This window comes from Ideonella sp., assembly GCF_036277275.1.
Lineage (GTDB): Bacteria > Pseudomonadota > Gammaproteobacteria > Burkholderiales > Burkholderiaceae_C > Ideonella.
The window spans coordinates 21,237-32,121 of the sequence record NZ_DASUNH010000057.1 but is presented as its reverse complement, the minus strand read 5'-3'; the positions used below and the strand labels follow the sequence as shown (position 1 = coordinate 32,121).

Here is a 10,885-nt window from a genome sequence, read left to right as displayed (position 1 = left end):
CTGACCAGCTTCGCGCTCGAAGCGGCGCCACGCACGACCCGCGCGCAAAGCATGGACGTGCTGAGCAGCCAGGCCAACATCGCCGGCTACAAGGCGGTGATCATGGCCGCCGACAAATACCAGAAGTTCTTCCCGATGCTGATGACGGCGGCCGGCACGGTCAAAGCTGCGCGCGTCGTGATCCTCGGCGTTGGCGTTGCCGGCCTGCAGGCCATCGCGACGGCCAAGCGACTGGGCGCGGTGATCGAGGCGTCCGACGTGCGGCCCTCGGTGAAGGAGCAGGTCGAATCGCTTGGCGGCAAGTTCATCGATGTGCCGTACGAAACCGCTGAAGAGAAGGAAGCCGCCGAAGGCGTGGGCGGCTACGCACGGCCGATGCCGCCCAGCTGGCTCGAGCGGCAGAAGGTCGAAGTGGCCAAGCGCGTCGCGGCTGCGGACGTGGTGATCTCGACCGCGCTGATCCCGGGCCGCGCGGCGCCGGTGCTGGTGACCGAAGAGATGGTCAAGTCGATGAAGCCGGGTTCGGTGATCATCGACATCGCCGCCGGCAAGGGCCCGACCGGCCCGAACGGTGAAGCCGGCGGCAACTGCCCGTTGACGGAAGCCGGACGCACGGTGATCAAGCACGGCGTGACGATCGTCGGCGAGACCAACCTGCCGGCGCTGGTGGCGGCCGACGCGAGCGCGCTGTACGCCCGCAACGTGCTTGACTTCCTGAAGCTGGTGTTGCCCAAGGAAGGCGGTTTCCAGGTGCCGATGGACGACGACATCGTCGCCGCCTGCCTGATGACGCGCGATTCGCAGGTGCTGCGCGCATGAAACGCGTCGTCGCTGCCTGGCTGGGCGCGATGGTGGTTTCCGGTGCCTGTGCTGCCCCGGCCGACACGGTGGTCGACGTGGCGCGCGCCACGGTGCGCATGCCGGCCGGCGAATGGATCAGCCTGTCGCGCCACCAGGTCGATGCGGTCAAGGTCAACGACCAGCGCTCGATCCCGGCCGAGGTGTTGACCTTGGCGCTGGTCCAGGGCAGCCGGCTCCACGCGCTGGTGACCATCACGGCCACCGCGGGCGGCGCCGGCGGCTTCGTGCAGTGGCCGGGCGATTGCAAGCCGACCGATGCCGGCCTGTGGGCCGTGCGCCCGTCCAGTGCCAACCCGGACGACATGGAGTGCGCCTACGCCAGCGCTCCCTTCCCCGCTGAAGAGATGTTCAGCGACGAGACCGCCTGGGGCAAGGCAGCCCGTGCACGCGGTCTGCGGGCGCCCGACGAGATGGTGATGGCCTCGGCCGAAGTCGGCAGCCGCATGGGCGCGTTGATGTCGGTTGAGGTGCTGGCCGATGTCGATTTCGCCGGCGCACCCGGGCCGTTGTCGGCGACTGCCGCCGAGACGCTGCCGTCCAGCGTGGACGACCGCCACGCGGCCTTCGCGCTGCAGTTGGCGCAGCGCGTGCGCGATTGCATCCATTCCATCCGCGGCCGGATGGACTTTCCGCCGATCACCTTCATTTCCGCCGCACCCCCCGAAGTGCGCATTGCCCGCGTCGACCCGTAGAGAGCTGCCATGGAAACTGTTTCACCGACCCTCATCAACCTGATCATCTTCGTGCTGGCGATCTATGTCGGCTACCACGTGGTCTGGACCGTGACGCCCGCGCTGCACACGCCGCTGATGGCGGTGACCAATGCGATCTCGGCGATCGTCATCGTCGGCGCGATGCTCGCCGCGGCGCTGACCGAGACCACGCTGGGCAAGAGCATGGGCGTGCTGGCGGTCGCGCTGGCCGCGGTCAACATCTTCGGCGGCTTCCTCGTCACGCGACGAATGCTGGAGATGTTCAAGAAAAAGTCCACGCCTTCCAAGGAGGGGAAGTGAGATGACCCGAATCGTGGACTTTTCAGAGCAGGCTCACATGCCATGGGCATGTGAAGCGCAGCGGGCCGAAACTAAGAAGGCGCCCAAGGCCATCGAGGAGAAGAAGGCATGAGCATGAATCTGGTCACGCTGCTGTACCTGATCGCCAGCGTCTGCTTCATCCAGGCCCTGAAGGGCCTGTCCCACCCCACCACCTCGATCCGCGGCAACGTCTTCGGCATGACCGGCATGGCGATCGCCATGGCGACCACCGCGGCGCTGATCGTGAAGCTGGCGGGCGGCGTCGGCATCGGCATGGGCTGGGTGCTGCTGGGCCTGGTGGTCGGCGGCGGTTACGGCGCCTGGCGCGCCAAGACCGTCGAGATGACCAAGATGCCCGAGCTGGTGGCCTTCTTCCACAGCATGATCGGTCTGGCGGCGGTGTTCATTGCCGTCGCCGCAGTGGCCGAGCCCTGGGCCTTCGGCATCGTGCCGGACAAGGCCACGCCGATCCCCGGCGGCAACCGCATCGAGCTGGCGCTGGGGGTGTTCATCGGGGCGATCACCTTCTCGGGTTCGGTGATCGCCTTCGGCAAGCTCTCGGGGACCTACAAGTTCCGCCTGTTCCAGGGCAAACCGGTGGTGTTTGCCGGCCAGCACAAGCTGAACGCCGCACTCGGCCTGGCGGCGGCCTTCTTCTGCTTCGGTTTCTGGCACTCGCAAAGCGCGATGGACTTCGGCCTCATCACCGCGCTCGGCTTCGCCCTGGGCGTGTTGCTGATCATCCCGATCGGCGGCGCCGACATGCCGGTGGTGGTGTCGATGCTGAACAGCTACTCGGGCTGGGCGGCGGCGGGCATCGGCTTCTCGCTCAACAACTCGATGCTGATCATCGCCGGCTCGCTGGTCGGCTCGTCGGGTGCCATCCTCTCGTACATCATGTGCAAGGCGATGAACCGCTCGTTCTTCAACGTGATCCTGGGCGGTTTCGGCGGCGATGCAGCGGCGGCCACCGGCGACCAGCAGCAGCGCAGCGTCAAGAGCGGCTCGGCGGACGACGCGGCGTTCATCCTCGGCAACGCCGAGACCGTGGTCATCGTGCCGGGCTACGGCCTGGCCGTGGCGCGCGCGCAGCACGCGGTGAAGGAGCTGGCCGAGAAGCTCACCCACAAGGGCATCACGGTCAAGTATGCAATCCACCCGGTGGCCGGCCGCATGCCGGGCCACATGAATGTGCTGCTGGCCGAAGCCGAGGTGCCGTACGACCAGGTGTTCGAGATGGAAGACATCAACGGCGAATTCGGCCAGGCCGATGTCGCGATCATCCTCGGCGCCAACGACGTGGTGAACCCCGCTGCGTTGCAGAAGGGCTCGCCGATCTACGGCATGCCGATCCTCGAGGCCTACAAGGCCAAGACCGTGATCGTCAACAAACGCTCGATGGCCGCCGGCTACGCTGGCCTGGACAACGAGCTGTTCTACATGGACAAGACCATGATGGTCTTCGGCGACGCCAAGAAGGTCGTCGAGGACATGGTCAAAGCCGTCGAATAGTTGGCCCCCACGACCCCTTCCGGGGCCTGCCCCCAGGGGGCCCGCGCAGCGGACCGGCAGAGCCGGATCCGCCACGCCACTTGGGGTGCGGCGAGCGCCTGGGGCGCTGCCGCCAGAGCGTCACTTCAGTTTCAGTGCTTGGCCGGGGGCGGGCAACGCGTGGCCGGCGAGCGGTGCGGTCAGGGTGGCGGTGAAGCTCAGCAGGCCTGAGTCGCACAGCTGCACGCTCTTGGTCGAGGTGGCCGGGTCGGTGAATTCAGGTGTGCGGCCGAGGAAGGTGCCGCTGACCGAGTTGCCTCTGAAGGTCAACTTCCACTTCTCGTACAGCGAGTTGAGGCGGAACTCGGTGGCGAACTTCTTGCCGCTGAACGGGATGAAAGTGCCGAGGGCCCAGCTGACGAGGCGGCCCGGGCCGCTCTTGGTGCAGTTGGCCTCCCAGAGCACCTGGCCGCCGCCAAAGGCGTTGCCACCGGCGCCGTCGTCGACGACGTTGATCGAGATGAAGTGGCCTTGCGAGGTGGTGCCCTGGTAGTGGCCGATGGTCTGGGCTGGTGCGGCCGCGGCCAGCAGCCACAGCGCGCCGACGGCGACGATGCGGGTGCCCGGGCGGCGGGAGTGTGCGGTCGAAAGCGTCAGGTGGCTTGTCATGATGGTGTTCCTCCAAGTCGAGACAGTGGGCCTTGCGCTTCGAAGTCCGTGCATCGGTCGAGGCGCAGCCGCATTCTGCGAGTTCATCGTTGGCCGAGCGTTAGCACAGCGCTTGGTGTTGTCTAGGGGCTAACCCCCAGATGTCGCTATCGAATCCCCTGATGGGGGGCGCTGACGGTGGCAGTCAGAATCGCGGGTCGACAAAGAAAGTAGTGACGGATGGAAAAAACCTGGCTGAAGCAGTACCCCGCGGGCGTCCCGGCCGAGGTCAAGACCGATGTCTATGCCTCGCTGGTCGCATTGCTCGACGAGAGCTTTCGCAAGCACGCCAAGCTGCCGGCCTACCGTTTCATGGGCAAGTCCTTCAGCTTCGAGCTGATCGACGACCTGTCACGCGCCTTCGCTGCCTACCTGCAGAGTCAGGGCCTGGCGCGCGGTGACCGTGTGGCGATCATGCTGCCCAACGTGCCGCAGTATCCGATCGTGGTGGCGGGCATCCTGCGCGCGGGCCTGGTGGTGGTCAACGTCAACCCGCTGTACACGCCGCGTGAGCTGGAGCATCAGCTGAAGGACTCGGGCGCCAAGGCGATCGTGATCCTCGAGAACTTCGCTGCCACGCTGCAGCAGGTGGCCGATGCGGTGCCGACCAAGCAGGTCGTGCTGGCTGCGATGGGTGACCTGCTGGGCCTGCTCAAGGGCACCATCGTCAACCACGTGGTGCGCAAGGTGAAGAAGATGGTGCCGGCGTTCTCGCTGCCCAACGCCGTGCGCTTCAACGACGCCGTGGCGCGCGGCCGCGGCAAGCCGTTCACCGCACCCAAGGTCGGGCCGGACGACATCGCCGTGCTGCAGTACACCGGCGGCACCACGGGCGTCAGCAAGGGCGCGGTGCTGCTGCATCGCAATTTGGTGGCCAACGTGCTGCAGTCCGAGGCCTGGTACCAGCCGGCCCTGAAGAAAATCCCGCAGGGCGAACAGATCGTCACCATCTGCGCGCTGCCGCTGTACCACGTCTTCGGCTTCACCGCGAACATGATGCTCAGCCTGCGCATGGGGGGCTGCAACATCCTGATCGCCAACCCGCGCGACATCCCGGCGCTGCTGAAAGACCTGTCGCGCGAGCGCTTCCACAGCTTCCCGGCGGTCAACACGCTGTTCAATGCGCTGGCCAACCACGCCGATTTCGACACCGTGGACTGGAGCCACCTGAAGATCTCGGTCGGTGGCGGCATGGCGGTGCAGCAGGCCACCGCCCGGCTGTGGCTCGAAAAGACCGGTTGCCCGATCTGCGAAGGCTATGGGTTGTCGGAGACCAGCCCGTCGGCGACCTGCAACCCCGTCGATACGACCGCGTATTCGGGGACCATCGGCCTGCCGATCTCGAACACCGAGGTGACGCTGCTGGACGACGACGGCCACGAGGTGGCGGTGGGCCAGCCGGGCGAAATCGCGATCCGTGGCCCGCAGGTGATGGCCGGCTACTGGCAGCGGCCCGACGAAACGGCCAAGGTCATGACGGCCGATGGTTTCTTTCGCACGGGTGACATCGGCATCGTCGACGATCGCGGCTATTTCAAGATCGTCGACCGCAAGAAGGACATGATTCTCGTGTCGGGCTTCAATGTGTACCCGAACGAGGTCGAAGACGTCATCACCCAAATGCCAGGCGTGCTCGAATGCGCCGCCGTCGGCGTGCCGGACGACAAGGCCGGCGAAGCGGTGAAGGTCGTGATCGTGAAAAAAGACCCGGGGATCACCGATGCCGACGTGCGCGGCTGGTGCGAGGCAAACCTCACCGGTTACAAACGGCCCAAGATCATTGAGTTCCGGACGGAACTGCCGAAAACACCGGTGGGAAAGGTGTTGCGCAGAGAACTGCGCGACAAAAAATGAACGCCTGACCGCTGACATAGCGGCAGGCGCCCGGGGCTGCATCGCAGAGCCGGGGGCCACTTCCGGCCCGTTCACGGGGGTGGTTTGACCGGGTGGCTGAACGCTGCCGGTGGGCCCCTGCGTGGGGTAGCCGGGGGTGGTGAAGCCGCGTTTGGGACCCTTTCTTGGGATCGAGCATGTCGTCTCGTTACATCAGGACCGCCGCCGGCCAGGCCGAGATTCAGGCCCGCGCGCTCAAGCTCAGCAGACCGGTGCGCAACCTGCTGCTGGTCATCAACGATTCACGCACCATCGAAGACTGGCTGGTGCAGGTGCATGGCGTCACGCCCGACGATGTGGCGCTGCTGCGCTCCGAAGGGCTGATCACCGAAGCCAACATGGCAGGTGCGCCGGCCGGCAAGGTCACCAGCAGGACGACGACGGTCGACATCCCGGTCGATATCCGCGAAGGGGCGGCGGCTCAGGCGTCAGCGCCCGCGGCGGCCTCGGCGGCTGGCAATGACGCCGACTGGACGCGCACCCAGCAGGTCATCCGCAGCGCCGGCTACACCGCGCTGTACGACGCGCTGACGTCGGTCGGCAAGGCCAAGCTGGGTCTGATGCGCGGCTACCGCTTCGTGCTCGAGGTCGAAAAGTGCACCGGGCCAGACGAGTTGCGTGCCTTCGCGCTGAAATTCGCCGAGCAGCTGCGCACCGAGCACGGCATGGCCGCGGTCGGCGAGCTCACCTACGCGATCGGCGCCGTCAAGGCCTGACACCGCGGCGCGGCCGTCGGCCCGCCACCGGTCTGTCATCTCATGCGCCCGGCTGCCGCAAGGTCGCCGGGCGTTGGCCGTTCAGCTGCCCGCGTCCAGGGCCTGCTGACGCGCCACGCGGCGGCGATACCACGCGGTGATCTCGGCATCGTCCAGCGCCTCGATCAGCGCGTCGGCCTGGGTCCGCTCGACCTGGGCGTCGGCTGCGCGGCCCAGTCGGGCCAGCGCATGGGCCAGCTCCGAGCGCAGGAAGGCCTGGTCGACCCGCTCCTGATCGTCGTGGTCGTGGTTGGCCAGCAGCACCAGGCCGGCGCGGGCCTGCAACTCGGCCGTTTCGGCGTCTCCCAGCGCGTTGGCGGTGAAGGCCCGCAGGTAGTGGGCACGCTCGTGATTCACCCACTGCCCGGCGCGGTGCCAAAACCCCTGCGACAGCTCGGCCGCCTCGGCCAGGGCCTGGCGCAACGGTTCGACCGCGAGCTCGGCCACAGGCCGCTCGGCCAGATCGGAGGCGAGGTTGTTGGTCATCACCGCGGCTGCAGCGTCCAGGCCGTTGGCCTGTTGCCACGCCGGGCCGTGCATGGGCGCCAGCGCGGCCAATGCGGCGCTGCCTGCGGCCTCGGCTCCCAGCAGCGGCACCTGGAAGTTGGCCGCCGCCAGTACCAGGAACTCAGCCGCCTGCGCCAGGCTGACGCCAGCGGCGTCGGCCAGTCGCTGGCCGATGCTCGCTTCGGCCGCCATGTCGCCGGCCATGCGTGCGGCTGCGCCGGCCTGGCGCAGCACCGGCAACGGCGCTTCGTTGCCGCACGCCGCCAGCACTGCCTGCTGGCGTTGCCAGGCTTCGGCCGGCTGGCCCAGCTTTTCGGCCAGCAGGTGGTTGACCAGGAAAGCGTAGCGGGGTCGTTGGCCGGGGTTCAGGGCGTCGGCGTCGATCTGCCGCAGCAGGATCGCAGCGGCGGCCGGGTGGTCGTCATGGCAGTCATCGGCCGCCTGCAGCAGCTCGGTTGCCTTCGCGATCGGGTCCATCGTCGGGTGCCTCCTGGGGGCCTATTGTGAATGCGGCACACTCGCGTGATGCCCCCACGTTTGTATCTGGATGCCCCGCTGCGCGAGGGTGAAAACATCGACCTGCCGACCGACGTTGCGCGCCACGTGCAGGTGCTGCGTTTGCAACCCGGTGCGCCGTTGACGCTGTTCAACGGCCAAGGCGGCGAATGGGCCGCCGAGGTGCTGCGGATGAGCGGCCGCCAGCAGGTGGCCGTGCGCATCGGCTCGCCGCAGCCAGCGTCGCGTGAATTGACGCGGCGGGTCACGCTGGCGCTGGGCATGCCGGCCAACGAGCGCATGGATGCATTGGTCGAAAAGGCCACCGAGCTGGGCGTCTCAGCGATCCAGCCGCTGCAATGCGCGCGCTCGGTGTTGAAGCTGTCCGGCGAACGCGCCGAGCGCCGGCAGGCGCACTGGCAGGCGGTCGCGGTGGCAGCGGCAGAGCAAAGCGGGCGCACCCAGGTGCCGCAGGTGGCCGCGGTGCGCAACCTGGCCGATTGGCTCGGCCGGCTGGAGGCAGGCGCCGCGCGCCATGTGCTGAGCCTGGCCGATGATGCGGTCCCGTTGGCGGGCCTGGCGGCGACATCGGCAGCCGAAGACTGGTTGATGCTGAGTGGCCCTGAAGGAGGGCTCGACGATGCGGAGGAAGCGCTGGCCCGCCAGCGCAGCTTCGCGCCGGTCAGCCTGGGCCCGCGCGTGCTCCGCGCGGACACCGCGCCGCTGGCGGCGCTGGTGCTGCTCGGGGCCCTGGCATGAGCGATACCAGCCGACGCCGCCACGCGCCGCTGGCCTGGTTGACCCTGTGCCAGGGTCTGTTCCTGACCAACAACGTCACCTTCATGGCGATCAATGGCCTGGTCGGCCTGGCGCTGGCGCCGGAAGGGTGGATGGCAACGCTGCCACTGACCGCCTATGTGTTGGGCGGCGCGCTGTGCACCGGGCTGGTCGCTCGGCACCAGCAGCGCTACGGCCGTCAACGCGCGTTCCAGATGGGGCTGGCGGTGGCGATCGTCTCGTCGGCCTTGTGCGCACTGGCGGCACTGATCGGCAGCTTCTGGCTGCTGATCGCTGCCACGGTCGTGGCGGGCTACTACAACGCCAATGCCGCGCTGTACCGCTTTGCCGCGGCCGAGCTGGTGGGGGCAGAGGGGCGCGAACGCGCGATCTCGTGGGTGCTGGCCGGCGGCATCCTCGGCGGCGTCGTGGGCCCGGAGCTGGCACAGGCCACGCGTGATGCGTTGGCTGCGCCGTTCGCGGGCGCCTATGCCGCGTTGGTGGGGGTGGCGGCCTTGTCGATGGTCGCGTTGGCGCGCATACCGTTTCCTGCGCTGCCGCCGGCACCCAGCGGTGCGGCCGGCCGCCTGCCGGCGAGTGTGGCACGCCAGCCGGCCTTCATTGTCGCGATCGCCGCGTCGGCGCTCGGCTATGGCGTGATGAACCTGCTGATGGCCGCGACGCCGATCGCGATGCAGGTCTGCTCGCACCCCTTTTCGGCGGTCGCCTGGGTGCTGGAGTGGCATGTGCTGGGCATGTACGTGCCGAGCTTCTTCACCGGCTCGCTGATCCGCCGTGTTGGCGTGTTGCCGGTGCTGGCTCTCGGTGTGCTGTTGAACGCCGCGTGCATCGCGCTGGCGCTGCACGGGGTCGACCTGATGCACTTCACCGCGGCGTTGCTGATGCTGGGCGTCGGCTGGAACTTCCTCTACATCGGCGGCACCACGCTCTACACCCAGAGCTATCCGGCCAGCCACCGGGTGCGTGCGCAGGCACTGATGGACCGCTGGGTGCTGGGCACGATGACGCTGACCTCGTTCTTCTCGGGCGCGCTGGTCACCACTGGCGGCTGGCAGGCGATGAACCTCGGCGCACTCGCACCGCTGGCATTGTTGGCGCTGATGCTCGTGTGGCTGCGCGCGCGTCCGGCCCCGGCGCCGGCAGGGGCGCCGGGATCGATCGAGACCTAACGGCGAGGGGTGTAGGGTGGCAGGTCGATGGCGCCGGCCTGGGCCCGCGCCAGCACGCTCTTGAGCAGGCCCAGCTCTTCAGGCGTCTTTTCCTCGCGCACACGTTGCTCCAGCAGCGCGAGGTAGGCCGCCTTCAACGCATCGGCAGCCGGCAACGCGACGTCCGGCACCACGCCGACCTTTTCCCAGTCCTTCTTGGTCACCGCGTTGATCGCGCGGCCGGTCGGCACGAAAGCGGCCAGGCCGTGGCCGAGCGCCACCATCTCGCCCGGGTTGGCAGCGCCGCCGGTGGTCTCGCCGTACAGCGTTGCGCGCTTTTGCGTCTGCAGGTCGTAGGCGCATTCTTCGCCGCCGGAGAAGGTGTTCTTCGAGGTCAGCACCACGATCGGCTTGGTGTAGCGCGGCCGGGCCAGCGGCAGCGTGCGGTACTCGCGGGTGGTGTTGGTCGGTCGGTCGTAGATGTCGTTGAGGTGGCGCTCGTCGCCTTCGGCGAAGAAGTGGCTGAGCAGGTAGCTGACGCTTTGGGGCTCGCCGCCGCCGTTGTTGCGCAGGTCGAGCACCAGCGCGTCGGTGCCGCCGAGCAGCAGCATCGCCGCGTCGTAGCCGTGGGCGACGAACTCGGTCGGGCCGAAGCCGCGCAGGTCGAGGTAGCCGATGTTGCCGGGCAGGCGCTGAAGGCGGGTGATGCCGTAGGCCATGCGCGATGTTTGCAGTCGCTCACGCTCGACCTCTGCGCGTGTCGGCTTGGACGGCTCGGCGCCGGCTGGCACCGGCTCGACCCCGGGGTCGAACTCGACGCGGAAATGGCGGTCGTCGCCGAATTCACGCAAGTCTTTGTTGAGCGCTTCGCCCATGGCTTCGACGGTCTGAGCGCCGTCGTAGGCGCCCTTGGCGGCACGCGCCTGCAGCTGCTTGGCCACCGGCTCGATGCGTTCCGGGTAGACGTAGCGGCTGCGCAGGTTTTGCGCGAGCGTGTCGACGATGGCCTTGCGCTGCGTGGCGCTCAGCGGCGCGTCGGGCGTGGGTGCCGGCGTTGGCTGCGCACAGGCCGCGGCGCACAGCGCGAGCGTCGACCACATGAAGGCCCAACGCGGGGCGGGAGGGCGACGGGTGGTCATTTGGCTTGTTTCTCCTTGGTGGTGAGTGGTTGTGGGTGGAACGTGGGGTGTACAGG

At 68.0% G+C, this 10,885-nt stretch carries 11 protein-coding genes; 8 read left to right on the top strand and 3 right to left on the bottom strand.

The genetic code is table 11. From position 1 onward, the window contains the following. From VFY73_RS10760 to VFY73_RS10745, 4 genes are all read left to right on the top strand, one after another. The coding region (locus VFY73_RS10760) for an NAD(P)(+) transhydrogenase (Re/Si-specific) subunit alpha (protein ID WP_329718484.1) at positions 1 to 819 on the top strand (819 nt) is incomplete at its 5' end. Next, positions 816 to 1,553 carry a hypothetical protein gene (locus VFY73_RS10755; RefSeq protein WP_329718482.1) on the top strand — a complete coding sequence of 246 codons (738 nt, stop codon included), beginning with the start codon at positions 816 to 818 and terminating at the stop codon, positions 1,551 to 1,553. The genes VFY73_RS10760 and VFY73_RS10755, both read left to right, overlap by 4 nt. A gap of 9 nt (positions 1,554 to 1,562) precedes the next feature. Next, complete coding sequence (locus VFY73_RS10750) at positions 1,563 to 1,874, top strand: NAD(P) transhydrogenase subunit alpha (RefSeq protein WP_329718480.1); 312 nt, start codon at positions 1,563 to 1,565, stop codon at positions 1,872 to 1,874. Between the two features lie 108 nt (positions 1,875 to 1,982). Further along, the gene (locus VFY73_RS10745) at positions 1,983 to 3,407 is read left to right on the top strand and encodes an NAD(P)(+) transhydrogenase (Re/Si-specific) subunit beta (protein WP_329718478.1); all 1,425 of its coding nucleotides are present in this window, start codon (positions 1,983 to 1,985) and stop codon (positions 3,405 to 3,407) included. A 120-nt stretch (positions 3,408 to 3,527) separates the two neighbouring features. On the opposite strand, the gene VFY73_RS10740 is transcribed toward VFY73_RS10745, so the two are convergent. Beyond that, positions 3,528 to 4,055, bottom strand: coding sequence for a hypothetical protein (locus VFY73_RS10740; RefSeq protein WP_329718476.1), 528 nt, complete (start codon positions 4,053 to 4,055; stop codon positions 3,528 to 3,530). A 219-nt stretch (positions 4,056 to 4,274) separates the two neighbouring features. Between VFY73_RS10740 and VFY73_RS10735 the strand changes: the two genes are divergently transcribed. After that, positions 4,275 to 5,948: a long-chain-fatty-acid--CoA ligase gene (locus VFY73_RS10735; RefSeq protein ID WP_329718474.1), complete on the top strand. Its 1,674-nt coding sequence runs from the start codon at positions 4,275 to 4,277 to the stop codon at positions 5,946 to 5,948. Between the two features lie 176 nt (positions 5,949 to 6,124). After that, positions 6,125 to 6,703, top strand: a complete 579-nt coding sequence (locus VFY73_RS10730; RefSeq protein ID WP_329718472.1) for a hypothetical protein — start codon at positions 6,125 to 6,127, stop codon at positions 6,701 to 6,703. 81 nt (positions 6,704 to 6,784) lie between these two features. Here VFY73_RS10730 and VFY73_RS10725 read toward each other — a convergent pair whose 3' ends face one another. Continuing rightward, the gene (locus VFY73_RS10725; protein WP_329718470.1) at positions 6,785 to 7,726 is read right to left on the bottom strand and encodes a hypothetical protein; all 942 of its coding nucleotides are present in this window, start codon (positions 7,724 to 7,726) and stop codon (positions 6,785 to 6,787) included. Positions 7,727 to 7,774: 48 nt separating this feature from the next. On the opposite strand from VFY73_RS10725, the gene VFY73_RS10720 reads away from it, so the two are divergent. Next, complete coding sequence (locus tag VFY73_RS10720; protein WP_329718468.1) at positions 7,775 to 8,503, top strand: 16S rRNA (uracil(1498)-N(3))-methyltransferase; 729 nt, start codon at positions 7,775 to 7,777, stop codon at positions 8,501 to 8,503. Then, on the top strand, positions 8,500 to 9,711 hold the full coding sequence (locus VFY73_RS10715; protein ID WP_329718466.1) for an MFS transporter: 1,212 nt from the start codon (positions 8,500 to 8,502) through the stop codon (positions 9,709 to 9,711). The genes VFY73_RS10720 and VFY73_RS10715 overlap by 4 nt, the downstream gene beginning before the upstream one ends. Here VFY73_RS10715 and VFY73_RS10710 read toward each other — a convergent pair. Continuing rightward, positions 9,708 to 10,829 carry a S41 family peptidase gene (locus tag VFY73_RS10710; RefSeq protein WP_329718464.1) on the bottom strand — a complete coding sequence of 374 codons (1,122 nt, stop codon included), beginning with the start codon at positions 10,827 to 10,829 and terminating at the stop codon, positions 9,708 to 9,710. The two genes, VFY73_RS10715 and VFY73_RS10710, sit on opposite strands and share 4 nt — an antisense overlap. Positions 10,830 to 10,885 lie beyond the last annotated feature (56 nt).

Excerpts from the sequence above, each read along its gene's own strand:
- VFY73_RS10745 (WP_329718478.1), top strand. The coding sequence starts at position 1,983 with ATGAGCATGAATCTGGTCACGCTGCTGTACCTGATCGCCAGCGTCTGC.
- VFY73_RS10735 (WP_329718474.1), top strand. The coding sequence starts at position 4,275 with ATGGAAAAAACCTGGCTGAAGCAGTACCCCGCGGGCGTCCCGGCCGAG.
- VFY73_RS10755 (WP_329718482.1), top strand. The coding sequence starts at position 816 with ATGAAACGCGTCGTCGCTGCCTGGCTGGGCGCGATGGTGGTTTCCGGT.
- VFY73_RS10725 (WP_329718470.1), bottom strand. The coding sequence starts at position 7,726 with ATGGACCCGATCGCGAAGGCAACCGAGCTGCTGCAGGCGGCCGATGAC.
- VFY73_RS10710 (WP_329718464.1), bottom strand. The coding sequence starts at position 10,829 with ATGACCACCCGTCGCCCTCCCGCCCCGCGTTGGGCCTTCATGTGGTCG.
- VFY73_RS10750 (WP_329718480.1), top strand. The coding sequence starts at position 1,563 with ATGGAAACTGTTTCACCGACCCTCATCAACCTGATCATCTTCGTGCTG.
- VFY73_RS10715 (WP_329718466.1), top strand. The coding sequence starts at position 8,500 with ATGAGCGATACCAGCCGACGCCGCCACGCGCCGCTGGCCTGGTTGACC.
- VFY73_RS10720 (WP_329718468.1), top strand. The coding sequence starts at position 7,775 with ATGCCCCCACGTTTGTATCTGGATGCCCCGCTGCGCGAGGGTGAAAAC.
- VFY73_RS10740 (WP_329718476.1), bottom strand. The coding sequence starts at position 4,055 with ATGACAAGCCACCTGACGCTTTCGACCGCACACTCCCGCCGCCCGGGC.
- VFY73_RS10730 (WP_329718472.1), top strand. The coding sequence starts at position 6,125 with ATGTCGTCTCGTTACATCAGGACCGCCGCCGGCCAGGCCGAGATTCAG.